The organism is Amycolatopsis sp. CFH S0740 (genome assembly GCF_004522315.1).
In the GTDB taxonomy this organism is placed as follows: domain Bacteria; phylum Actinomycetota; class Actinomycetes; order Mycobacteriales; family Pseudonocardiaceae; genus Amycolatopsis; species Amycolatopsis nivea.
Genome location: NZ_SDLS01000024.1, coordinates 1 through 21,732, shown reverse-complemented (window position 1 = coordinate 21,732; position 21,732 = coordinate 1). Strand labels below are relative to the sequence as shown.

Here is a 21,732-nt window from a genome sequence, read left to right as displayed (position 1 = left end):
AGATCCAGTGTGCCGGGCGGCGGAGCGGGCGAACAGCGCGATCAGCGGGTCGTGTAGTTCGGGGCCTCGACCGTCATCGTGATGTCGTGCGGGTGGCTTTCCTTCAGCCCGGCCGCGGTGATCCGGACCAGCTGCCGCTCCTGCAGTGCCGCGATCGTGGTCGATCCGGTGAAGCCCATGCCCGAGCGCAGGCCGCCGATCAGCTGGTGGACCACGTTCGACAGCGGCCCGCGGAACGGGATCCGGCCCTCGATGCCTTCCGGCACCAGCTTATCGTCGGAGAGCACGTCGTCCTGGGCGTAGCGGTCCTTGGAGTAGGACTTCGCCTCGCCGCGCGACTGCATGGCTCCGAGCGAGCCCATGCCGCGGTAGACCTTGAACTGCTTGCCGTTGACCAGGATCAGGTCGCCCGGCGATTCCGCGGTGCCCGCGAGCAGGCTGCCCAGCATCACGGTGGACGCACCGGCCGCGATGGCCTTCGCGATGTCGCCCGAGTACTGGATGCCGCCGTCGCCGATCACCGGGACGCCCGCCGGACGGCACGCCAGATCGGCTTCGTAGATCGCGGAGATCTGCGGCACACCGACCCCCGCGACGACGCGCGTGGTGCAGATCGAGCCGGGTCCGACGCCGACCTTCACCCCGTCCGCACCGGCATCGACCAGCGCCTGCGCACCAGCCCGCGTCGCGACGTTTCCGCCGACGATGTCGACGGTCTCGCCCAGCTCCTTCTTCAGCAGCCGCACCGCGTCGATGACCGCCCGCGAGTGCCCGTGTGCCGTGTCGACCATCAGGACATCGACGCCCGCTTCGGCCAGCGCCATCGCGCGCTTGTGGCCATCGGCACCCACACCGACCGCGGCACCGACGATGAGACGACCGTCCGGGTCCTTCGAGGCCTTCGGGTACTGGTCGGTCTTCACGAAGTCCTTGACCGTGATCAGGCCGCGCAGCTTGCCCGCGCCGTCGACGATCGGCAGCTTCTCGATCTTGTGCCTGCGCAGCAGCCCCAGCGCGGCCTCCGCGGTGACGCCGACCTGCGCCGTCACCAGCGGCGTCCGGGTCATGACCTCGCGCACCAGGCGGGTGTGGTCGACCTCGAACCGCATGTCGCGGTTGGTGATGATGCCCACGAGCGCGCCGGAGGCGTCGGTGACCGGGACGCCGGAGATCCGGAACCGGGCGCACAGCGCGTCGACCTCGGCGAGGGTGTCGTCCGGGGAACAGGTGACCGGGTCGGTGACCATGCCCGCCTCGGACCGCTTCACGACCTCGACCGCCGCCGCCTGCTCCTCGATCGGCAGGTTGCGCTGCAGCACGCCGATGCCGCCCTGCCGCGCCATGGCGATCGCCATCCGCGCCTCGGTGACCGTGTCCATCGCGGCGGAGACCAGCGGAACGTTGAGCTTGATGTTGCGGGTGAGCTGCGTGCTCGTGTCCACCGCGCTGGGCACCACGTCCGATTCCGCGGGCAGCAGCAGCACGTCGTCGAAGGTCAAGCCGAGCATCGCGAACTTGCTGGGCACTGCGGGGGTGATGCTTTCGCTGGTCATGAGGGGCGAAGGGCCTTCCTGGCGGGAGTGGGCTGGAGTCGCGGGCAGCGGTGCCTGGCGTGGGCCGAGGGTGGTCGGGCCTTCCCCTCATGATATCCGGGCCGGGGCCCTGGCCCGGGCGGGTGGCCCGGCGGGTAGCGTGCAGGCCGTGCCGCACGATGTGTTGCCCCCCGATCCGTTCGCGGACGACCCGGACGATCCGGCCCGGGCCATCCCCGACCCCGACGACCACCTCGAAGAGCCGATCAGCGCGGACGAGCGCACCGAGCTGCTGGCCGACCTGTCCGACCTCGCCGTGTACCAGGCTCTGCTGGAGCCTCGCGGGGTTCGCGGCATCGTGGTCGACTGCGGCGAGTGCGACGAACCCCACTACCACGACTGGACGCTGCTGCGCGCGAGCCTGGAGCAGCTGCTGTCCGACGGCCGGATGCGCCCGCACGAGCCGGCGTTCGACCCGAACCCGACCGACTACGTGAGCTGGGACTACTGCCGCGGTTTCGCGGACGGCGTCACCGCGAACGAGAGCGCGTACTGAGTTTTACTAATCCGACCAAAAGTAGGCCGACCCCGCCCGCGGCACGTAACCGTGCTACGAAAGCCATTCGGCCGTGGCTGTGGTCGGATTAGTAATGATCGGCACAGTAGATCGTCCGAAAAGGTCCTGGTGAGCTTGGCCACCAGGGCCTTCTTCGTGTGCGCGGACAAGTTGTCCACAGGGGTTGTCCACAGCTGTGTCGACTTGTGGACAACCCAGGGTCAGCGTCGGCGCTTCATGCTTTCCGCCTGGGCGATCATCGCCCGCTCGGTCAGGTTCGGCCACGGCGGACGGCGCACCACGGCCAACGTCGCGAACGCCGCCGCCACGAAACCCGTGCACGCGCCGATCAGCGCGATCCGGCCCTGATCCGTCGCGGGCGTCCACGTCACGCCGTCCGCGTTGATCGTGTACAGCCCGACCGCACGCCCCGGCCCGCCTCGCCGGCCCTCCCGCGTGACGGTGACCAGCACCGTTCCGCTCGCGGTCTCGTAGGGCTCTCCGAAAACCAGCATCACGCCTCCCCGCCGATACGAAAAAGGTCCCGGCACTGCTCGTGCCGGGACCTTCGGAAAACCTAGGAGCCGCTGGTGCTGTTCGGGGCCTGCGCCCCTTGCGACGACTCGTTGCGCGGACTGCTGCCCGTGCCCGGATCGTTCGGGGTGGCGCTCGGCGACGGCGGCGGCGAACTCGGCGTCGACGTCACCGGCGGCAGCGGCGTCACCGAGGTGACCGGCGGCGGGTTGTCGGTGTGGCCGGTGCCCGGCAGCGAGGTCGACTGTCCGGGCGGCGGCGCCGCGCTGCTGACCGGATCGTGTCCCGGCGGAACAGCGGGCGACGACGACGTCGTCTGACCCGTGGGCGGGGCCGTCGGCTGACCGAGCTGCGCGGCGAGTTCGCGGTGCTGCTGCATCAGCTGGTTGCGGTTGTCCGCGTCGGTGACCTGGGTGAGCGCGGCCTGCGCGTCGGCGAGCGCGCGCCGGGCGTCCGCGAGCCGGTTGTCGGCCAGCGCCAGGTTCGCCTTCTCCAGGTCGAGCTTCGCCGCGGCGGCGGCCTCGACGGAGCGGGCGTGGTCGGCGTACAGCACCTTCGTGAGGCCCCACAGCGTGTCGCCGGGCTGGGCGTCCCGGGCGGCGAGCCCGGTGCCGGTGAAGGCGATCGCGGCGGCGGCGCACGCGGCGGCCACCGGCACGAGATAGCGGCGGCGCCGGCCGCGGCTTTGGTATTTGCGCGCCAGCGTGGCGGTCTTCACCGTGGTGACCGCGGTGTCGACGTCGACCAGCTCGGCGAGCGGTTCGCTGTCGATGTCGCGGCGCCAAGCGAGCAGCAGCGCGTTCAGTTCCTGGTCTCCGAGCCCGTCGGCGACAGCCGGATCGGTCCCGCCGAGCGCGTCGAGGAGCGCGTCGTCGGCCTGGATGGCCGTGAGGTCGCCGTCGGTTTCCGCTTCGTACCCGGTCAGGCCGCTGGCCTGCGCGGAAGGTGACAGGTCTCTGTCCCGGTCTTCGCGATCGGTCACTCAGATCACCTCCTCGGCGGCAAGCACCTTGCGCAGCCGGGCGAGCGCCCGGTGCTGGGCGACGCGGACGGCGCCCGGCGTGGAACCGACGGCGTCCGCCGTCTCCTCCGCCGACAGCCCGACCACGACCCGCAAAACGACGATTTCCCGTTGTTTGTCCGGCAGCACCTGCAGCAACTGCGCCATCCGCTCGTTCAGCTCACCCTGGAGGGCACGTTGCTCCGGGCCGACGCCGACCTCGATCTCGTCGGGGATCTCGGCGACCGGCTCCGCCCGGTTGCGCGCCGCGGCGCGGTGCGCGTCGGCGACCTTGTGCTGGGCGATGCCGTAGACGAACGCCAGAAAGGGGCGGCCCTGGTCACGGTACGAAGGCAAGGCCGTAAGCACCGCGAGACACACCTCCTGCGCAACGTCGTCTGCCGAAGCGAACGAACGCTCCTGCCTGCCAACCCTGGCACGGCAATACCGCACCACAAGGGGACGAATGGCGGCCAGCAACCGCTCCACTGCCTGAGGGTCTCCCTCGACAGCGGCGGCGACCGGCTCGTCCAGTCCATCCCCCACAGTGGCCATCGCAGACAACAGTCCCAGCGTTACGTGTAGGCGTGCAAAGAATCCGGCGCGTGGTCGTCCCCGTCCAGCGCCGGTCACAGCTACCGTACCGTCGGAGTCCTACCAGACAACCGCCAGAGGTGGTGACCGGCGCGCCGGGCGCGGCCGGACGGCGATTGTCGCAGGCAGACGGGCTGGGGCAGTGCCGTTACGCGGTGGGGACGCGGGCGTGGCACGAGTGCGGGGGCCAGGACAACAGGTACGGGCCAGGGCTTGGCTGCCCTGGCCCGTTCGTCACCGCGGGAATCGGATCGGAAGTCCCGTTTTGGCTTGCCCCGCCTCGGTCAGGACACGAGGCCGCGGCGGAAGCCGTGCGCCACGGCCTGCGCGCGGTCGCGGACGCCGAGCTTGCGGAACAGCCGCCGCGCGTGCGTCTTGACCGTGTCCTCGGAGAGGTACAGCTCACGGCCGATCTGGCCGTTGCTCTTGCCCTGGCTCATGCCGCGCAGCACCTGCAGCTCGCGCTCGGTGAGCTGCACGCCCGGGTCGGACGGCTGCCGCGGCGCGGGCACCGAGGTGCTGGCCAGGGTGTGCGCCAGCGCGGCGACCAGTTCGGGCCGCGAAGCGTCCCAGCGCAGGTAGCCGCGCGCTCCGCCGGCGATGGCGGCCGCGATGCTGCCCGCGTCGTCCGGGGCTCCGAAGACGATGACGTTCGCCTGGGGGTTCGCGGAGACGAGCCGGCGCGTGGCCTCGACGCCCGTCGGGACCGCGCGTTGCGTTCCGACCAGCACGACATCGACCGGCTGACGGGTGTACCGGGCCAGCAGCTCGTCACCGTGCGCTACGCAGTCGATGCGACTGACCCCAGGCACCGCGGACATCACACGGGTGAGCCCTTCGCGGACACTGCGTCGGTCGTCGCAGATCAAGACCGTCGTCACGGGGTTTCCTTCCTGCAGCCGGGTGACATTCCACTTCCCCTATCGGACGCTTTAGCCCGAACCTTGACACGATCCGGTGGCTTTTTTTGAAGTTTCTTAGCCCGGATGCCGGAACGCCCGTTCCCGCAGGCCTACCCGGGTCCGACGGGCACCCACGGCGATTCGTGTGCGATACGCATCACGCCAGGATCCGCGTGCCGTAACACTGCGTGCAACACCTGGCGACTCCTGAATCGATACTCCTCGGCCCGGTCGTGGTCCAAGTCAGCGGCGACGCGGTCCGCCACCCAGCTAAGTGAATCGAGCTCATATTTTTCGGCGTCCGCGGCGGCTGCGACGACGAGTTCCCGAGCCCCGTCCTGCCCTGCGGAGAGCAGCGCGACGCCGAGCACGATGCCGGACTTCACGATGTGTCGCCGAGCGTGCCGGGCGACGGCGGTCTCGTAGGCGATGCGAGCCGGGGCGACGGCCGCTTCGGGCTGTCCGTCGGCGAGCTCGATCTCGGCGCCCACCCAGCCGCCGCGGATGGTCGCGCGCCAGCGCCGGTCAGCTTGGGCGGCGCGGACGGCCAGGCGACGGGCGGCGGAGATGCGACCGAGGGCGAGATTGTCGGCGGCCAGGCCAAGGAGGGCGTCGGCTCGGGCGCCTTGGAGGTCCAGCCCGTGGGGGTCTTCGGCGGGCTCGACGAGGCTGCCCTGGCTTGCGGGTGCGCTGCGGCTCGCGGTGCCGGCCGGGGAATCGGTGGCCGAGGTTGGTCCCAGAGCGGGCGAAGCTGCTCCGGTGCCAGCTCGGACTGGGCCGCCGCCCCGCGAGCCCGAACCAGCCGCAGCCAGCCCACCGCCAGCCGTTCCCGAGCCGCCGCCTGTCGAGGTCTTCCGCTCCCCCGCTCCGCGCAGCCCGACCGCCAGCAGCGCCTCCCCATCCAGCTTCCGCGCCATCACATGTGCGCCCAACTGCCGCCGATGCGACGCCAGCGTGCTCGCCGCCAGCGAGGCCGTCAGCGGATCACTGCCGCGCCGGAGCGGGTCGAGCAAGTCCGCGGCTGCCGCATATCGGCCGCGGGCGCCCAGCACGATCGCCGCCAGGAGGCGTTGCCTTGGCGAGCCGTCGCGAGGTATCGGGTCTGCCGACCTGGCGTCCGGGCCGAACGCGAGGGCCGTCAGCGCTTCTTCGTCCACTCGACCTTTCTATCGCGGAGCACCGACAAGAACGTGCTCCACGCGGTCGGCGGCCGCGGAAAGATCCGCCAGCAACTCGACTTTCGGCGGCAACAGCGCGGGATCCCAGCCGGGGCCGCAGGCGAACAACCGGGTCCGCTGCCGTCCGCGAGACACGCGCGCGAAGAGCCGAGGGTCCGCGTTCGCCCGATTCGCCCACAGCACGACCGCAGCGGGCGCGCTTCGCCGCACTGCTACCGCCAGCACTTCTTGTGGCAGCGCAATGCCGAAGAGCTGCGCGCCGATCCTTCGCCCCGCGAGAGCCGCCGCGAGCGCGTACACCGGCATGTTGTCCCGTTCGTCGGGCACGCACGCGAGAAGGACCGGCCGTTGGTTGCGAGGCTCGTCGAGGACCGGCGTCGCGCGCACTAGTGCCGCGTACACGCACTCAGCGAGCAGGTACTCCACTTCCGCACCCGCGTGCACACCGCGCCACCGCGCGCCGAGTGCAGTGAGGACCGGGTCGATAACGCCCGACCACGCCTGAAGCACGCCTAGCTCGCTAATGGCGTCAACGAGCATGCGCTGTACCGCGCCGACGTCCATCGCCAACGCAGCAGTGCTCAAACGACGCGCGAGCCGCGAAGGGACTTCGAAGTCGTCAGCCGCCGCTTTCGTCTCTGTCGCTTCCGCGGGCTCGGCAGGCGCTGGCACGAAGTCCGCGCGCGGCATCTGCTCTAACGCGTACTGCGCGGCCTCCGCCGTCGAAGCACCGCGAAGGAGCGCGCGCTGCATAAGTTCGAGACGACCGATGTCGGAGCTGCCGTAGCGGCGATGTCTGCCGTCGGTGTGGCGACTGGGACCGAGACCGTAGCGGCGGTCCCAAGTACGCAGGGTGGACGGCGCGACACCGAGCCGGCGGGCGACCGAGGCCACCGGCAGGGTGGGTTCTCCATCGCCTGATCCGGATCCCACCCGGTCAATATCCAGCCCGCTCGCGGTCCCGGCAACCCGAGCCAAAAGCCCTGCTCACACATCTGGGGGATGCCTAACGGCTGAATCGCCGCCGATCTATTGAACAACTATTGGCGCGCTTCTAACGTTACCGCCGTTGCACCGAATGGAGTATCGGCACCACAGCAGAGCAGCTAATGGCATCGACCGGATGACGGAGGCGGTCAGGATGGCAGACACGCGCAGGCTCCCCGGCCCCAACGCAGACATGTGGGACTGGCAGCTGGAGGGGTCGTGCCGGGGAATGGACAGCGGATCCTTCTTCCACCCGGACGGAGAGCGGGGACCGGCGAGGGCGCGGCGCGAGGCCAGGGCCAAGGCGATCTGCCTGTCGTGCCCGGTGCTGGAGATGTGCCGCAAGCACGCGCTCGCCGTGCACGAGCCCTACGGCATCTGGGGCGGGCTGTCCGAATCGGAGCGCGACCACATCATCAAACAGGACAAACGCGCGCTGACCATGGCGCACATCTGACTTTCATCACGGCGCGGAAGGGGCGGTGTCCACAGTGGACGCCGCCCCTCCGCCGTTTCCGGGCCACATCGAGAGTGCGAGGTCGATGACGGTCATCAGCGAGTCGAGGCTGACGCCGTCGCGCGCCTGCATGGTCAGTCCATAAAAGACAGTCGCGTACAACGCACTGAGCGCGTCAATGTCCACAGTGGCCGCGAGGTCGCCTTCTTCCACTCCGCGACGAAGGCGCTCGTGAAGCTGCCGTCGCACTTCGTCCCGCGAAGCAGCGAGAAACTTCCACACGGACGCATTGGCTGGCGTGCAGTTGGTAGCCGCCAGAACGACCATGCAGCCTTTGGGATGCCCCGGTTCCACGTACGCGCAAGCGTTGTCGCGAAGCATCGCTTCAACCGCCGCGCGCGCCGTCGGCTCTTCGGTCAGCGCGCGCATCGTGTGCCGTCCGTACGCGGATTGGTAATGCTCGATCGCTTCGCGGAACAGTGCTTCCTTGTCGCCGAAGGCCGCGTACAGGCTCGGCGGCTTGATGCCCATCGCCTCGGTCAGCTCGGACAGCGACGCACCGTCGTAGCCACGCTCCCAGAACACCAGCATCGCCTGGTGGAGCGCGTGCTCGCGGTCGAACGCGCGCGGGCGGCCGCGGGGTGACATGGACCACCTTCTTTAGTGAGCGATACAGAAGTCTTGACCCGACCCATCGTACGCGGCTATTTATGTAGTTATCGATACAGAAAGAGGTGGGACATGGGAACCCTGGACGGCAAGGTCGCGCTGGTCACCGGCGGAAGCCGCGGAATCGGCGCGGCGATCGCACTCCGGCTGGCCGAGGACGGCGCGGACGTCGCGATCACCTACGAACGCGCCGCGGACCGGGCGGCGGAAGTGGTCGCGTCCATCGAGAAATTCGGCAGGCGAGGCCTCGCGCTGCAGGCAGACGCCGCGGACGCGGACGCGGTGACCAGTGCGGTCGACCAGACCGCGGCCGAACTGGGCGGACTGGACGTGCTGGTGAACAACGCCGGCGTGTTCCCGGCGGCACCGGTCGAAGACCTGACCACGGAGACGATCGACCGCACGCTGGCGATCCACGTGAAGGCCCCGCTGGTGGCGGCCCGGGCCGCGGTCCGGCACATGAAGCAGGGCGGGCGGATCGTGTCGATCGGCAGCGATTTGGCGGAGCGCGCGCCGTTCGTCGGATTGAGCCTGTACTCGGCGAGCAAATCCGCGCTGGTGGGGATGACCAAGGGCCTGGCGCGCGACCTGGGACCGCGCGGAATCACGGCGATGGTCGTCCACCCCGGCTCGACCGACACCGAAATGAACCCGGCGGACGGCCCGCATTCCGGCGACCAGTTGGCGCATATTGCGTTGGGGCACTATGGAAATCCGTCGGACATCGCGGCCGCGGTGGCTTACCTGGCTGGTCCGGATGGGCGGTATCTGACCGGGACCTCGATCACGGTGGATGGCGGGTTTACTGCTTGATCGGCGTTGGACGCCGGTCGAATAGGCACCACCCGATCATGCGGAAACAGCTGCGCCCAAACCCCCGCACCACAAAAAGCGGGGCGGCACTCCCCGAAGGGAATGCCGCCCCGCTTTAACGCAAAGGCTGAACCGCGTCAGTGCGAGTGACCGTGGCCAGCGGCCTCCGGCTCCTCCTCGACCGGCTTCTCGACCACGGAGCTTTCCGTGGTGAGCACCAGCCGGGCGATGGACGCCGCGTTCGCGACGGCCGAGCGGGTCACCTTGACCGGGTCGACGATGCCGCCCGCGATCAGGTCGGTCAGTTCGCCGGTGGCGGCGTTGAAGCCCTGGCCCCAGCCCTGCTCCTGGACCTTGTTCACGATGACCGCGCCCTCGTGGCCCGCGTTCGTCGCGATCCAGAACAGCGGGGCGGTGAGCGCGTCGCGGACGATGGCGACACCCGTCGCCTCGTCGCCGGTCAGGCCGAGGTTGCCCTCGAGTTCCTTGACCGCGTGCACCAGCGCCGAACCGCCGCCGGGCAGGATGCCCTCCTCGACGGCCGCCTTGGTGGAAGCCACGGCGTCCTCGATGCGGTGCTTGCGCTCGTTCAGCTCGGTCTCGGTGGCCGCGCCGACCTTGATCACGGCCACGCCGCCGCCGAGCTTCGCGAGCCGCTCCTGCAGCTTTTCGCGGTCCCAGTCGGAGTCGGTGGTCTCGATCTCCTTGCGGATCTGCGCGGTCCGGGCGGCGATGTCGTCCTTCGTGCCCGCGCCGTCGACGATCGTCGTGTCGTCCTTGGTGACGACGACCCGGCGGGCCTTGCCCAGCGAGCTGAGGTCGACCTCGGACAGCTTGCGGCCGATCTCCGCGGAGATCACCTCGCCGCCGGTCACGACGGCGAGGTCGTCCAGGAACGCCTTGCGGCGGTCGCCGAAGAACGGGGCCTTGACCGCGACCGCGGTGATCGTCTTGCGCAGCGAGTTCACCACGAGGGTGGACAGCGCCTCGCCGTCGACGTCCTCGGCGATGATGAGCAGCGGCTTCTTCGCCTCGACGACCTTCTCCAGCACCGGGAGCAGGTCGGCCAGCGCCGAGATCTTCTCGCGGTGCAGCAGGATGTAGGCGTCCTCGAGGGTGGCCTTCTGGTCCTCCGGGTTGGTCGCGAAGTGCGCCGACAGGAAGCCCTTGTCGAACTGGACGCCCTCGGTGATCACGAGGTCGGTCGCCAGCGTGGACGACTCCTCGATGGTGATCACGCCGTCCTCGCCCACGCGCTCGACGGCCTCGCCGAGCAGCGCGCCGATCGTCGCGTCACGCGAGGTGACGGTGCCGACCTGGGCGATGTTGTCGCGGCCCTTGACCGGGGTGGCCTTGGCCTTGAGGACCTCGACGACCTTCTCCGCGGCCGCCTCGATGCCCTTGCCGACCGCGGTCGGGTTGGCGCCGGCGGCGACGTTGCGCAGGCCGTGCTTCACCAGCGACTGGGCCAGCACCGTGGCGGTGGTGGTTCCGTCGCCCGCGACGTCGTTGGTCTTGGTGGCGACGCTCTTGGCGAGCTGCGCGCCGAGGTTCTCGAACGGGTCGTCGAGCTCGATCTCGCGAGCGACGGTGACGCCGTCGAGGGTGATCGTCGGGCCGCCGAACTTCTTGTCGAGGACGACGTGGCGACCGCGCGGGCCGAGGGTGACCTTGACCGCGTCGGCGAGCTTGTTCACCCCGCGCTCGAGCGCGCGACGAGCGTCCTCGTCGAAACTGATCTGCTTGGGCATAACTCTTTCCGCTTACCTTTCGGTTGTCGTGCGACGCAAAACGCCCCGCACCCCGGCATGAGCGGGGCCCGGGGCGTCCTTGCGCTGCGAGTGACGCGTCAGTTGATGACGGCCAGCACGTCGCGGGCGGAGAGGATCAGGTAGTCCTCGCCGTTGTACTTGACCTCGGTGCCGCCGTACTTGGAGTAGATGACGACGTCGCCGACAGCCACGTCCAGCGGAACGCGGTTGCCCTTGTCGTCGATGCGGCCCGGGCCCACGGCCAGAACCTTGCCCTCCTGGGGCTTCTCCTTGGCGGTGTCGGGGATGACGAGGCCGGAAGCGGTCGTCTCCTCGGCCTCGCTCGTCTGGACAACGATCTTGTCCTCGAGCGGCTTGATGTTCACGCTCACCGGGTTGACCTCCACGGTCGTCGAAAGCGTCGGCATGATGACTGGTTACGGCTCATACCACCCCCGCCGTCGCGGGTGCCGGGGCGTGTCCGGGCCGTTCGATTAGCACTCTAGCCATGTGAGTGCCAGCTTCGCAAGGAGGGTCCGCCGGACCTGGTGAAACCCCAGGCGGAGGCCGCTGACCGGCCCGTTTGCTCCGGGCCGCGCGCGAGGGCCCTCCACCAGGCGGCGGGCGGCCCGGGCGCCGCCGCGTGCCCGTTCGGCCGCATCCGGCGGATAAACCTCACCAAATCCCCGGGCTCCTGGTTGGATCCGCACAGACAGGCATCTCACCCCTGGAGCCCTCTATGCCCCGCTCACTCCCGTGGCGCCTGGCCGCTGCCACCACCGGGCTGTTGGCAGTGGCCGCGGTCGCCGTGCCCGCCTCCGCCCAGCCCGCCAACGAAGCCCGCCAGCGAGCCTTCGCCGACGCAGCCTCCGAATTCGGCGTCCCGGCGGACGTCCTGCTGGCCGTCTCGTACCTGGAGTCCCGCTGGGACACTCATTCCGGCGCGCCCAGCACCGCCGCCGGGTACGGCCCGATGCATCTCACCGACGTCCGCACCGCCGGCCTGCGGACCAGCGAATTCGACAATCCCGACGAAGACCCCCGAGGCGACGACTCTCGCCCGGCCCTGCGTCTGCGGCCGCTGGAAGCCCCGACTCCCCCGCCCGGCAGCCAGACCATCGACCAGGCCGCTGCACTGCTGCACACCGACGCGGCGAAGCTCCGTACGGACGCCGTAGCGAACATCCGCGGCGGCGCGGCGCTGCTGGCCGAGTACCAGCGAGAGTTGGGCGTCAAGAGCGACAGCGCGAAGGACTGGTACGGAGCCGTCGCGCGATACAGCGGCTCCGAGGACATCACTGGCGCGCGCACCTTTGCCGACGAGGTCTTCGCCACCATCAACAGCGGCACCGCGCGTACGACCGACGACGGCCAGGCCGTCAAACTCGCCGCGGCGTCCGGGGTCACCCCGGACCGTGCCCAGGCGGATCGGCTCGGCCTGCAGGCCGGAAAGCCGCCGGCCACGGAGTGCCCGAGGTCGCTGTCCTGCGAATCGGTGCCCGCGCCGTTCCAGAAGATCGGCGACAGCTACGGCAACTACGACAAGGCCGACCGGCCGCGCGACCAGAAGATCGACTACATCGTCATCCACGACACCGAGGGCGCCTGGGACTCGGTGATGAAGCAGGCGCAGACCCCCGGTCAGACCGCGTGGCACTACACGGTCCGCTCCTCGGACGGCCAGATCGCCCAGCACGTGCCGACCAAGGACGTCGGCTGGCACGCCGGGAACTGGTACCTGAACGAGAAATCGCTTGGCGTCGAGCACGAGGGCTTCGCCGCGCAGGGCACCTGGTTCACCGAGGCGATGTACCGGCAGTCCGCGAAGCTCGTGCGTTACCTCGCGCACCGCTTCGGCGTTCCGCTGGACCGGGCGCACATCCTCGGCCACGACAACGTGCCCGGCCCGAACGCGGACAAGATCAAGAGCATGCACTGGGACCCGGGTCCGTACTGGGACTGGGCGCACTACTTCGATCTGCTCGGCGCTCCGCTGGAGCACTACGGCGAGCCGGATTCCGGTCTGGTCATGATCGATCCGGAGTTCTCCGCCAACCGTCCGGCGTTCACCGGCTGCGACAAGATCGGGTCCGGAAACCCGTGCCCCGAGCGGAGTTCCGGGTCGGTCGTGCTGCACACCGAGCCGAGCGAGTCCGCGCCGCTGCTGTCCGATGTGGGCATGCACGGGCCCGATCCGTCCACAATGGACGTCTCGGACATCGGCAGCCGCGTGGCCACCGGCCAGAAGTACGCCGTCGCGGACACTCGCGGCGACTGGACCGCGATCTGGTACCTCGGTCAGAAGGGCTGGTTCCGCAACCCGGACGACGCGCCGACCGCGTATCCGGCGGACGGATTCGTCGCGATTCCCAAGGCGGGCAAGACAACCGTGCCGGTATACGGGAGCGCGTACCCGGAGGCCAGTGCGTATCCGAAGGACATTCCGGTGCAGGAGCTCAAGCCACTGCCGTATCAGCTCGGCGCGGGCCAGAAGTACTCAGTCGGCGGGCTGACCGGCTCGGAGTACTACTCAGCGTCCTTCGACGTCGCGACGAACAAGGTCGTGAAGGGCAAGTCCAGGTACGTGGAAATCCAGCTCGGCCACCGCGTGGCGTACGTCAGCCGCGACGACGTCGACCTCGAACCGGCGTCCTGACCGCAGCTCGCTGAATGCCCGGGCCGGAACTTCCGGTCCGGGCATTCACGCGTCCAGCGCCACTTTCACACCCGTGCTGGCCTCGGTGTTGCGCCGGGTCTTGGCCCAGCCGTTGCGTCCGCGCACCAAGCGGAACAGCGCGCGCCAGGACGTGATGTAGAAGGTGTAGATGTAGGCCGCGTACAACAGGCCCATGCCGATGCCGCGGAAGATGTTCTTGCTGCGCAAGCATTTCATCTGGTAGATCGGGCCCCACACGACGAACGGCAGCAGCCCGAACGAACCGTAGATCGCGAACAGGATCCAAGCGCCGCCGGTGAACCACGTCCACACCTGACCGGGATCGCCCGCCGTGCTCACGAGAAGCAGGATGAACGGCACCGGGTACAGCAGCGAGCCGAGCAGCTGCATCCACGGCTGCGCCAGGTAGTACATCATCTCCGCGGCGCCCAAAGTGGACACGTGCGGCGAGTCCCAGATCCGGCGCAGGTACCGCATGCACTGCATGGTTCCCTGGCCCCAGCGCGTGCGCTGCACCAGGAACCGGCGGAGGCTGTACAGACCTTCTTGCGCCACATGCGAATCCGGCGTGAACCCGGTGCGCCAGCCCGCGGTGAGCAGGTGCACGCCGAGTTCGAAGTCCTCCAGCAGCGAACCGCGCCACGGGGCCAGCTCGTCGCCCGCGATCGAGTCCAATGCGGACAGCCGGGTGAACTGCCCGTTGCCGCCCATGGAGATCGTGCCGGTGAAGCCGCGAGAGGTCTGGATCGCCGCGATCGCGGTGCGGAACTCCAGGTCCTGCAACTGGGCGAGTTTGAGGCCGAAGGCGCGGGAGAACCACGTGCGGCCGGGCGGACGGCTGCGGAAGTTGCTCATCCGGACGTCGAGTTGAACGGCGCCAACGGTTTCGTCGCCGAACAGGTGGTCCGCGGCGCACACTTCGAGACAGTTCGGCGCGGGACGGCCGTCCGCGTCGACCACCACGACCACGACCCGGTCCCGGTCCGCGTCGGGACCGAGCCAGTCGTCCAGTTCGCGATAGGCGGCGTTGAGCGCGTCTCCCTTGCCCGTACGCGCTTCCGGGCGCTGACGGGCGACGAGGTGCAGATTCGGGTCGTAGCCGCCGTTGCGCCGCCACACCGAGCGCACGACGCGGGCGGTGCGGTCGTCGGAGTCGTCGTCCACGACCCACACGTGCGCGCGGCGGAAGGTGCCGCGCAGGTACTTCACCGTCTCGCGGATCACCACCTCCTCGTCGCGGCAGGGGACGAAGAAGTGCCAGGCGAAGTCGGCCGGATCGCCGACCGGAGCGGGCTTGCGGCGCAGGTACGGCACGACGATCACCACGACGTACACGAGGAACGCGACGCTCATGGTCAGCGCGAACGCCTGCGTGACCGACAGCAGGATCTTCAGGCCGGAGCCGCTCACGCCGCGGCCCGTTTCTCGGCCTTCGTCTTCCGCGTCGCCAGCCACACGAACAGCACCAGCGAGATCGCGCCGCCGATGACGCTGACCAGCGAGCCGAGCAGCGTGTGGCCCCAGTAGTAGCCCTCGTCGGTGCCGAGCCCGTTGACCAGCCCGACGATGGTGAGAATGCGTAACTGATTAACCAAGATCACCGTGATCGCGGAAATTCCCAGCGAGAAAAAGAGCCTGCGGGCATTCTGTGGCCGGAACCACAGAAGTGCGGCGGTCACTAATAGCAACGGCAGCAGAAGGAATACCGACGAGCATTCCGGAGTCATCCGCAACCCGAATGGAGTATCGCCAGACAACCCGAAGTAGACCGATTCCCGGTTTCCGGCCACATAGACCCCCGATGAGGTGACAATCCGGAGGATGACCCCGGCCAGTCGCACCTCCAGCTCCCGGTACCCGCGTTCCACGAGCACCAGCACCACCCCCGCGGCGAGCACCCCGACCACCGCCATACGCAGCGGAAACCGGGATGCGCCTGACACCGGCGCGTTGACTGCTGTCACGACGACCCTCTCGAGAAGAAACCCAGCGGAACCGGGCGGACCCGGCCACGGTCGTGTCCGCGACGGCTCCCGCCCTGCGCCGGGCAGCCCCATTCCGGGGACACCCGAGCAGCTTTCGGCATATTCTTACGCACTCTTGCTACTCCGTTAGAGTGATGCTTCACGCAACCTGGGGAAAAGCGAATTCTTATCACCCGATGTGGTGATTGAGGGCAAAAAACTGTGCCATTTCGGAAACCTCAGCCGATAACCGATCCGCGTGCCGACTCTTGCTCAGCGGGTTTAGTCCGCGCAGCGGCTCGCCCTGAGAAAAATCGGAGGACCAGTGAAGAGACACCTCGTGCGACGAGGCGGCCTGCTCGCCGCTGTCGTGGCGAGCATCGCCCTGGCCGGAGCTGTTCCGGCCAGCGCCGCTCCCGGCGACGGGTCGGCCTACGGCGTCAACGTCGACGTGACGCTGCTCGGCCAGCCCGCGGTGCATCTCGGCCCGCTCGCGGCCGCGAACACCAACGGCCCGACGGAAAGCACCGCGGTCTCCGCGAACGTGCCCGGCGTGCTGACCACCGGCGTGATCAAGACGTCCGCCGTGCGCGACGACAACTCCGGCGCGGTCACGGCGAAGGCGTCCGTCGCCGACGTCGGGCTGCCGCTGCTCAAGGCCGCCGCCGGCGATGTCGGCGTGAAGGCGGTCGAAGCCGTCTGCACCGCGACGCAGGAAGGCGTCAAGGGCAGCACCACGCTGGTCGGCGCGAACCTCGGCACCCTCGGCAAGGTCGACGCCACCCCGGCGGCGAACACCCAGCTGAAGGTCCAGGTCGGCCCGCTGCACGTGGCGACGCTGATCCTGAACGAGCAGATCAAGAACAACGACGGCAGCCTCACCGTCAACGCGCTGCACCTGAAGCTGCTCGGCGGCGCCGCACTGGGCGCGCTCGGCTCGGGCGACGTGATCCTGTCGTCGGCGACCTGCGGCCCGGCCGCTCCGCCGATGCCGCTCGCCTCGGGCGCAGGCATGTGGATCGGGTTCGGCGTGGTCGCCGCGATCGCGGTGCCGGTCGGCCTGCGTTTCTCCCGGCGTCGTTCGGCTGCCTGACCCGGTGAGGTGATGGATCGATGTACAAGATGCCTGGCGCCGGGGTCGGCGTCGCCGGTGGCGGGGTGGGCACCCTCGCCGCCACCGGCGCCGACGTCGGCTGGTGGCTCGCGGTCGGGGTGGCGCTGGTGATCCTCGGGATCGTCGCGCTGATCGCCGTCCGCCGCCGGAATCGGCGGTTCGCCCGCCTGGACGGCTGAAGAATCCGGGCTGCCGGCGTGATCCCGCCGGCAGCCCGGTTTTCCGGGACACTCGAAAGGGTGAAAACGTTGGACGTGATGCTGCTGGCCGGGACGCGCCCGGAGGCGGTGAAGCTCGCGCCGCTCGCGCTGGCCCTGGACGCCCGGCCCGGGCTGCGGCCGCTGGTCGTGCACAGCGGTCAGCATCAGGGCATGGTCGAGCAGGCGCTGGCCCCGTTCGAGGTCGGGATCGACGCGTGGCTCGACGTGCCGCCGCGGGTGTCCGGCACGCAGGCGGAACTGGTGTCCGGCCTGCTGCCCGCGCTCGACGCCGCGCTGCGCCGGTACCAGCCGTCGGCCGTCGTCGTGCAAGGCGACACCACCACCGGACTGGCCGGCGCGCTCGCCGCGTTCTGGCTCGGCATTCCGGTGGTGCACCTCGAAGCCGGGCTGCGTACGCACGACTTGGCGTCGCCGTTCCCCGAGGAGGGAACGCGGCAGATGATCTCGCGGATCGCCGCGCTGCACCTGGTCCCGACGGCGGCCGCGGGCGCGGCGCTGCGGGCCGAGGGCGTGCCTTCGGAGCGGATCACGCGTACGGGCAACACAGTCGTCGACGCGGTGCTCGCGGTGGCGGCGCGCGATTTGCCCGCGCGCGATCCGGCGCTTGCCTTGCTGGAGATGGGAATCGCCGAAGCGGGCGAGCAGTTGGTGCTGGTGACGTCGCACCGCCGCGAGTCGTGGGGCGAACCGTTGACGCGCACGCTGACTGCCGTGCGCCAGATCGTCGATGCCCATCCGCGCGTGCAGGTGCTGTTCCCGGTGCATCCGAATCCGGCTGTGCGGGAACAGGTCGAGGAGGTGCTGGGCGGGGTTGCGCGGGTGACCGTCACCGAGCCGTTGGAGTACCCGGATCTCGTGCGCGCACTGCGGTTGGCGTCGCTCGTGCTGACGGATTCCGGTGGTATTCAAGAAGAAGCACCGACGTTCGGTACGCCGGTGCTGGTGTTGCGTGACACTACGGAACGCCCGGAGGCCGTCGAAGCCGGTTGCGCTTGGCTGGTCGGCACCGATACCGAACTGATCACCGACACCGCCGCGCGCATTCTCCGCGGGGAGATCAGCGCTGCCGCATCAGCGAATCCGTACGGAAACGGTTCCGCGGCCGCACGGTCAGCGTTGGCGATCGAGGCGCTGCTGGGGGTGTCGCTTGATGCCGCTGCCCTGGTGAGTCCTAAAGGGACACAACATTGACCGGCAGGCCCGGGTTCGCCGAAAAGTCCAGCGGTGCCACGGATCGACCAGCCGCCACCACGTGCGCACCCAACGCCGCGATCATCGCGCCGTTGTCCGTGCACAAGCGCGGCCGCGGCACGCGCAGCTCAATGCCAGCCTCCGCGCATCGCTCCGCGGCCAGTTCGGAAAGCCGCGAATTCGCTGCCACGCCACCGGAAATCACCAACGTGCCGATGTTTTGTTCACGCGCGGCACGGATCGCCTTCGCGGTGAGCACGTCCGCGACCGCTTCCTGAAAGGACGCCGCGACGTCGTTCACCGGCACCTGATCGCCAGCGCGCTCGGCGTTCTCCACCCAGCGGGCCACCGCCGTTTTCAAGCCGGAGAAGGAAAAGTCGAACTTCGCGTCGCGCGGGCCGGTCATCCCGCGCGGGAACGCGATCGCCTTCGGGTTGCCCTGCTTGGCCGCCTTGTCGATCGGCGGCCCGCCCGGGTACGGCAGCTCCAGCACCCGCGCGACCTTGTCGTACGCCTCGCCCGCCGCGTCGTCCACAGTGGACCCGAGTTCGGTGATGCTCGACGCGATGTCGTCCACTCGCAACAGTTGCGTGTGGCCGCCGGAAACGAGCAACGCCAACACCGGCGTCGGCAACGGGCCGTGCTGCAACGTGTCCACCGCGATGTGCCCGGCAAGGTGATTCACGCCGTACAGCGGCACATCCAACGCGGTCGCATACGCCTTGGCCGCCGAAACGCCCACCAGCAACGCGCCAGCGAGACCGGGCCCGGCCGTCACCGCGATCGCGTCCACATCGGACAGTTTCAGCCCGGCGGTGGCGAACGCACGCTCCGCCGTCGGCACCATCGCTTCGAGATGCGCACGACTGGCGACCTCCGGCACGACCCCGCCGAAGCGAGCGTGCTGGTCCACACTGGACGCGACCTCGTCGGCGAGCAGTTCCACCGTGCCGTCGTCGTGCAGCCGGACGAGGCCGACCCCGGTCTCGTCGCAGGAGCTTTCGATGCCCATGATGACGCGCGCCATCAGCCGGCCACCTCGTCTCGTGCCGGGGCCTGCGCGGGGCGGGCCATGGTGAACGCGTCGGCGCCAGAGGGCTGGTAGTAGCGCCGCCGGATGCCGAGTTTTTGGAAGCCGTGCGCCTCATACAGGTTCACGGCGGGGTCGTTGTCCGTGCGCACCTCGAGGAAGACCGCGGCGTGCAGCTCGTCCGCGCGCGTCAGCAACGCGCGAAGCAGCGCCTTGCCGATGCCCTGCCCTTGCGCCTCCGGCACCACGCCGATTGTGTGGACGCTCGCTTCGTAGTCACCGCGTCGCCCGACCACCGCGAGCCCCGCGTACCCAAGCAGCGTCTCCCCGTCGTCCGACCGCGCTGCGAGGTAGTAATGCCCCTGGTCAAGCTCGGAGTGGAAGGCGCGCGCACTCCACGGATCGTCGCCAGGAAAGAGGATCTTCTCGATCTCCGCGCACTTCCCGACGTCAGCGCGGCGCAGCTGGTCGAGCTTCACAGCGCAGTCACCCTCTTGCGCGCCGCGGGCTCGACAGCGTCCGGACGACGCAGGTACAGCGGCGTCAACGGCTCCGGCTCCTCGCGCTCGAGAAGTGCTGTACGCGCCACGCGCACCAACCCAGCCGGCGACGGAAACCGCGGCTCGATCGGCACCACGCCCACCGATGCCGCGTACTGCAACGCACCGTCGCCCGCCGCTACGCGAATGTCAGTCTCAATGTCCGCAGGCCGCTGTACGTGAGGACCGTCGGTGCGCGCGCCCGAAGCGTCGTACGCAGCCCAGTAGACCTCGCGACGCCGCGCGTCCGTGAAGACGAGAAACGGCTTCTCCGTGCGTACGACGTCAGACGCGATCGCGTCGAGACTGCACACCGGGTACGCCGGGATGCCGAGCGCGTGCGCGTACGCAGCCGCCGTGGCCATGCCAGCCCGCAACCCGGTGAACGGGCCCGGCCCGACGCCGCACACGATCGCGTCCAACTCGCGAAGCGTGACCCCAGCCTCCTCCGCGGCAGCCAGCGCATGCGGGGCGATCAGCTCGCCGTGCGCCCGAGGATCCACCGTGACGCGGTCCGCCCGGGTGACAAGCTCAGCGTCGTCGACGGCAACGATGCCCGCCGTTACCGCCGGAGTAGCCGTGTCGATCGCCAATACCAGCACGATTTCCCAGGATAGCTCTGGTCCGAAGGGGACAAGGGGGCGGGTTTGGGGTGCGGGAGGATACGTTCCGTGACCAAGCTGTCTATCGCGGCCTTGCTCGGCGGCGTGCTGGTTCTGGCCGGTTGTTCGGCCGCTCCGGCCCCGCTCTCGGAGTCGTCCGCGCCACCCGAGGTGCCGCAGGTGCCCCATCCGCTCAACGTGCGGAAATACGAACAGGACCCGTGCGCCCTGCTCCCGCAGGCAGCGGAGGTCTTCGGCGCGGTCCGCAACCGCAAGATCACCGGCAATGTAGCCCCGGTCTGCAGCTGGAACGACCGCGAGAACAGCTCGCTGGCCGTCGGTCTGGTCCCCGGGCAGGGCGGCCTCGCCACCGTCTACGGGAACCGGAGCAGCACCGGCTACTTCGAACCGGCCCCCTCCATCGACGGCTACCCGGCTGTCTACACCAACGTCCTGGACAACCGTTCAGACGGCGGTTGCCAAGTCGCGGTCGGCGTCCGCTCCGACGAGACGTTCACCAGCTCAGTCATCCTCTTCCCGCGGTCGCCCTCCTACGCCGACCCCTGCGCAGTCGCACTCAAAGCAGCTACGGCGGTCGTCGCCACCCTCCGAACAGGTTCCTGACGCCTGCCCGGCTTGGGGGATTTTGTCCACACGGGGAACCTCGACCGATTAAGCTCAGTCAGAGCATCGGCAGTCGCAGACAGTGCCGCCGGGAGCGAGGGGGAGCGTCGTCGTGGGCAATGGGCAGTCGTCCAGCAACAGCCAGCCGGTGGACGGTCGCGCGGGGTACGTCGACCCGGAAGAGCAGGCCAAGCGCGACCGCCAGGACAAGCAGTTCGGCGAAGCGATGAACTCCAACGGCGTACGCGTCTACCAGCAGCGCGCGGCAGAGGACGCGAAGGTAAACGCCGCCGCGGCGGGCGGCGGGTTCAACATGGACGTCGACGCGATGCGGAAGCTGCAGCCAAAGTGGCAGGGGATCGCGGACAAGCTCAACGACATGATCCGAACCGGTGACCAGCTGAAGGTCGTTCCCCCGCCCGCCGAAGACCCGGCCAGCACGCTGCAAAAGAAGGCGGCTGACGGCCATGCCGACGCATACTTGGCCAGCCTTCAGCAGCAACAGGCCTACGCACAGGGGTACGCGGACAAGCTGCAAGACGCCATCGCCAAGTACGAGAAACAAGACCACGCCAACACGAGCAGCCTGCGCAAGCAAGGATGAACCGGGTGAAGCGCATCGCTCTCGCCGCGACCAGCGGCCTCGTTCTGCTCGCCGTCACTGCCTGCTCCTCGACCCCGGGCACACCGGTTCCGGCGACACCTGAGTCGTCGTCCTCGGCACCGACGAGCACGTCGCGCAGCGTGCCCAAGGTGAGCAACCCGCTCGACGCCACCAAGTACGAGCAGAACCCCTG

Annotated in this window: 24 protein-coding genes and 1 pseudogene; 10 read left to right on the top strand and 15 right to left on the bottom strand. The window is 69.2% G+C overall.

Annotated elements, in window-relative coordinates; translation table 11 throughout:
• Window positions 1-41: 41 nt before the first annotated feature.
• Window positions 42-1,553: an IMP dehydrogenase gene (guaB, locus tag EIZ45_RS32280; protein ID WP_134667654.1), complete on the bottom strand. Its 1,512-nt coding sequence runs from the start codon at window positions 1,551-1,553 to the stop codon at window positions 42-44.
• Between the two features lie 139 nt (window positions 1,554-1,692).
• Between guaB and EIZ45_RS32275 the strand changes: the two genes are divergently transcribed.
• A complete protein-coding gene (locus EIZ45_RS32275) occupies window positions 1,693-2,088 on the top strand; it encodes a DUF5319 domain-containing protein (RefSeq protein ID WP_009072430.1) in 396 nt (131 codons plus the stop codon).
• Window positions 2,089-2,309: 221 nt separating this feature from the next.
• Here EIZ45_RS32275 and EIZ45_RS32270 read toward each other — a convergent pair whose 3' ends face one another.
• From EIZ45_RS32270 to EIZ45_RS32245, 6 genes are all read right to left on the bottom strand, one after another.
• Window positions 2,310-2,603, bottom strand: a complete 294-nt coding sequence (locus tag EIZ45_RS32270; protein ID WP_134667656.1) for a hypothetical protein — start codon at window positions 2,601-2,603, stop codon at window positions 2,310-2,312.
• 62 nt (window positions 2,604-2,665) lie between these two features.
• Window positions 2,666-3,604, bottom strand: coding sequence for an anti-sigma-D factor RsdA (locus EIZ45_RS32265; protein ID WP_134667658.1), 939 nt, complete (start codon window positions 3,602-3,604; stop codon window positions 2,666-2,668).
• Window positions 3,605-4,177: a sigma-70 family RNA polymerase sigma factor gene (locus EIZ45_RS32260; RefSeq protein WP_037816212.1), complete on the bottom strand. Its 573-nt coding sequence runs from the start codon at window positions 4,175-4,177 to the stop codon at window positions 3,605-3,607.
• A gap of 323 nt (window positions 4,178-4,500) precedes the next feature.
• Window positions 4,501-5,097 carry a response regulator transcription factor gene (locus tag EIZ45_RS32255; protein ID WP_020662719.1) on the bottom strand — a complete coding sequence of 199 codons (597 nt, stop codon included), beginning with the start codon at window positions 5,095-5,097 and terminating at the stop codon, window positions 4,501-4,503.
• Between the two features lie 131 nt (window positions 5,098-5,228).
• Window positions 5,229-6,275, bottom strand: a complete 1,047-nt coding sequence (locus EIZ45_RS32250) for a hypothetical protein (protein WP_370318208.1) — start codon at window positions 6,273-6,275, stop codon at window positions 5,229-5,231.
• A gap of 9 nt (window positions 6,276-6,284) precedes the next feature.
• Window positions 6,285-7,190, bottom strand: coding sequence for a MerR family transcriptional regulator (locus EIZ45_RS32245; protein WP_200864397.1), 906 nt, complete (start codon window positions 7,188-7,190; stop codon window positions 6,285-6,287).
• Window positions 7,191-7,437: 247 nt separating this feature from the next.
• Here EIZ45_RS32245 and EIZ45_RS32240 point away from each other — a divergent pair, with 247 nt between their 5' ends.
• On the top strand, window positions 7,438-7,740 hold the full coding sequence (locus tag EIZ45_RS32240) for a WhiB family transcriptional regulator (protein ID WP_037816439.1): 303 nt from the start codon (window positions 7,438-7,440) through the stop codon (window positions 7,738-7,740).
• A gap of 6 nt (window positions 7,741-7,746) precedes the next feature.
• On the opposite strand, the gene EIZ45_RS32235 is transcribed toward EIZ45_RS32240, so the two are convergent.
• A complete protein-coding gene (locus tag EIZ45_RS32235; protein ID WP_134667660.1) occupies window positions 7,747-8,388 on the bottom strand; it encodes a TetR/AcrR family transcriptional regulator in 642 nt (213 codons plus the stop codon).
• 93 nt (window positions 8,389-8,481) lie between these two features.
• On the opposite strand from EIZ45_RS32235, the gene EIZ45_RS32230 reads away from it, so the two are divergent.
• Window positions 8,482-9,222 carry an SDR family NAD(P)-dependent oxidoreductase gene (locus EIZ45_RS32230; protein WP_134667662.1) on the top strand — a complete coding sequence of 247 codons (741 nt, stop codon included), beginning with the start codon at window positions 8,482-8,484 and terminating at the stop codon, window positions 9,220-9,222.
• Between the two features lie 137 nt (window positions 9,223-9,359).
• On the opposite strand, the gene groL is transcribed toward EIZ45_RS32230, so the two are convergent.
• On the bottom strand, window positions 9,360-10,973 hold the full coding sequence (gene groL, locus EIZ45_RS32225) for a chaperonin GroEL (protein ID WP_037816216.1): 1,614 nt from the start codon (window positions 10,971-10,973) through the stop codon (window positions 9,360-9,362).
• Window positions 10,974-11,071: 98 nt separating this feature from the next.
• Window positions 11,072-11,401, bottom strand: coding sequence for a co-chaperone GroES (gene groES, locus EIZ45_RS32220; protein WP_020662728.1), 330 nt, complete (start codon window positions 11,399-11,401; stop codon window positions 11,072-11,074).
• Between the two features lie 311 nt (window positions 11,402-11,712).
• Here groES and EIZ45_RS32215 point away from each other — a divergent pair, with 311 nt between their 5' ends.
• The gene (locus EIZ45_RS32215; protein WP_134667664.1) at window positions 11,713-13,629 is read left to right on the top strand and encodes a peptidoglycan recognition family protein; all 1,917 of its coding nucleotides are present in this window, start codon (window positions 11,713-11,715) and stop codon (window positions 13,627-13,629) included.
• 45 nt (window positions 13,630-13,674) lie between these two features.
• Here the strand turns inward: EIZ45_RS32215 and EIZ45_RS32210 are convergent, their stop codons facing one another.
• Both EIZ45_RS32210 and xrtP read right to left on the bottom strand, forming a co-directional pair.
• Window positions 13,675-15,003 (bottom strand): glycosyltransferase, encoded by a 1,329-nt coding sequence (locus EIZ45_RS32210; protein ID WP_051729209.1) that lies wholly within the window; start codon window positions 15,001-15,003, stop codon window positions 13,675-13,677.
• A gap of 53 nt (window positions 15,004-15,056) precedes the next feature.
• The gene (gene xrtP, locus EIZ45_RS32205) at window positions 15,057-15,563 is read right to left on the bottom strand and encodes an exosortase P (RefSeq protein ID WP_037816219.1); all 507 of its coding nucleotides are present in this window, start codon (window positions 15,561-15,563) and stop codon (window positions 15,057-15,059) included.
• 376 nt (window positions 15,564-15,939) lie between these two features.
• On the opposite strand from xrtP, the gene EIZ45_RS32200 reads away from it, so the two are divergent.
• The 3 genes from EIZ45_RS32200 (at window position 15,940) to wecB (ending at window position 18,140) form a co-directional block, all read left to right on the top strand.
• Window positions 15,940-16,707, top strand: coding sequence for a choice-of-anchor P family protein (locus EIZ45_RS32200; RefSeq protein ID WP_134667666.1), 768 nt, complete (start codon window positions 15,940-15,942; stop codon window positions 16,705-16,707).
• A 20-nt stretch (window positions 16,708-16,727) separates the two neighbouring features.
• On the top strand, window positions 16,728-16,907 hold the full coding sequence (locus tag EIZ45_RS32195) for an LPXTG cell wall anchor domain-containing protein (RefSeq protein ID WP_037816221.1): 180 nt from the start codon (window positions 16,728-16,730) through the stop codon (window positions 16,905-16,907).
• 69 nt (window positions 16,908-16,976) lie between these two features.
• Window positions 16,977-18,140 (top strand): non-hydrolyzing UDP-N-acetylglucosamine 2-epimerase, encoded by a 1,164-nt coding sequence (gene wecB, locus EIZ45_RS32190; RefSeq protein WP_037816441.1) that lies wholly within the window; start codon window positions 16,977-16,979, stop codon window positions 18,138-18,140.
• On the opposite strand, the gene tsaD is transcribed toward wecB, so the two are convergent.
• The 3 genes from tsaD to tsaB are packed head-to-tail and all read right to left on the bottom strand — an operon-like array spanning window position 18,121 to window position 20,311.
• Window positions 18,121-19,167 (bottom strand): tRNA (adenosine(37)-N6)-threonylcarbamoyltransferase complex transferase subunit TsaD, encoded by a 1,047-nt coding sequence (gene tsaD, locus EIZ45_RS32185; protein WP_043835247.1) that lies wholly within the window; start codon window positions 19,165-19,167, stop codon window positions 18,121-18,123. The genes wecB and tsaD overlap by 20 nt on opposite strands.
• On the bottom strand, window positions 19,167-19,649 hold the full coding sequence (gene rimI / locus EIZ45_RS32180; RefSeq protein WP_037816223.1) for a ribosomal protein S18-alanine N-acetyltransferase: 483 nt from the start codon (window positions 19,647-19,649) through the stop codon (window positions 19,167-19,169). The genes tsaD and rimI overlap by 1 nt, the downstream gene beginning before the upstream one ends.
• Window positions 19,646-20,311 carry a tRNA (adenosine(37)-N6)-threonylcarbamoyltransferase complex dimerization subunit type 1 TsaB gene (tsaB, locus tag EIZ45_RS32175; protein WP_134667668.1) on the bottom strand — a complete coding sequence of 222 codons (666 nt, stop codon included), beginning with the start codon at window positions 20,309-20,311 and terminating at the stop codon, window positions 19,646-19,648. The genes rimI and tsaB overlap by 4 nt, the downstream gene beginning before the upstream one ends.
• A 69-nt stretch (window positions 20,312-20,380) precedes the next feature.
• On the opposite strand from tsaB, the gene EIZ45_RS32170 reads away from it, so the two are divergent.
• The 3 genes and pseudogenes from EIZ45_RS32170 to EIZ45_RS32160 form a co-directional block, all read left to right on the top strand.
• Entirely contained in the window at window positions 20,381-20,935 is a 555-nt protein-coding gene (locus EIZ45_RS32170) for a DUF3558 domain-containing protein (protein ID WP_240690857.1), read from the top strand.
• A 112-nt stretch (window positions 20,936-21,047) separates the two neighbouring features.
• Window positions 21,048-21,539, top strand: coding sequence for a PE domain-containing protein (locus EIZ45_RS32165; RefSeq protein ID WP_037816225.1), 492 nt, complete (start codon window positions 21,048-21,050; stop codon window positions 21,537-21,539).
• Between the two features lie 5 nt (window positions 21,540-21,544).
• A pseudogene (locus EIZ45_RS32160) lies at window positions 21,545-21,732 on the top strand (DUF3558 domain-containing protein); the annotation flags it as partial.

What these genes read in the sequence shown, in the direction of transcription:
- groES (WP_020662728.1), bottom strand. Translation starts at nt 11,401, where the DNA reads ATGCCGACGCTTTCGACGACCGTGGAGGTCAACCCGGTGAGCGTGAAC.
- groL (WP_037816216.1), bottom strand. Translation starts at nt 10,973, where the DNA reads ATGCCCAAGCAGATCAGTTTCGACGAGGACGCTCGTCGCGCGCTCGAG.
- EIZ45_RS32235 (WP_134667660.1), bottom strand. Translation starts at nt 8,388, where the DNA reads ATGTCACCCCGCGGCCGCCCGCGCGCGTTCGACCGCGAGCACGCGCTC.
- guaB (WP_134667654.1), bottom strand. Translation starts at nt 1,553, where the DNA reads ATGACCAGCGAAAGCATCACCCCCGCAGTGCCCAGCAAGTTCGCGATG.
- tsaD (WP_043835247.1), bottom strand. Translation starts at nt 19,167, where the DNA reads ATGGCGCGCGTCATCATGGGCATCGAAAGCTCCTGCGACGAGACCGGG.
- EIZ45_RS32240 (WP_037816439.1), top strand. Translation starts at nt 7,438, where the DNA reads ATGGCAGACACGCGCAGGCTCCCCGGCCCCAACGCAGACATGTGGGAC.
- EIZ45_RS32215 (WP_134667664.1), top strand. Translation starts at nt 11,713, where the DNA reads ATGCCCCGCTCACTCCCGTGGCGCCTGGCCGCTGCCACCACCGGGCTG.
- EIZ45_RS32195 (WP_037816221.1), top strand. Translation starts at nt 16,728, where the DNA reads ATGTACAAGATGCCTGGCGCCGGGGTCGGCGTCGCCGGTGGCGGGGTG.
- EIZ45_RS32230 (WP_134667662.1), top strand. Translation starts at nt 8,482, where the DNA reads ATGGGAACCCTGGACGGCAAGGTCGCGCTGGTCACCGGCGGAAGCCGC.
- EIZ45_RS32260 (WP_037816212.1), bottom strand. Translation starts at nt 4,177, where the DNA reads ATGGCCACTGTGGGGGATGGACTGGACGAGCCGGTCGCCGCCGCTGTC.
- xrtP (WP_037816219.1), bottom strand. Translation starts at nt 15,563, where the DNA reads ATGGCGGTGGTCGGGGTGCTCGCCGCGGGGGTGGTGCTGGTGCTCGTG.
- EIZ45_RS32210 (WP_051729209.1), bottom strand. Translation starts at nt 15,003, where the DNA reads ATGAGCGTCGCGTTCCTCGTGTACGTCGTGGTGATCGTCGTGCCGTAC.
- EIZ45_RS32270 (WP_134667656.1), bottom strand. Translation starts at nt 2,603, where the DNA reads ATGCTGGTTTTCGGAGAGCCCTACGAGACCGCGAGCGGAACGGTGCTG.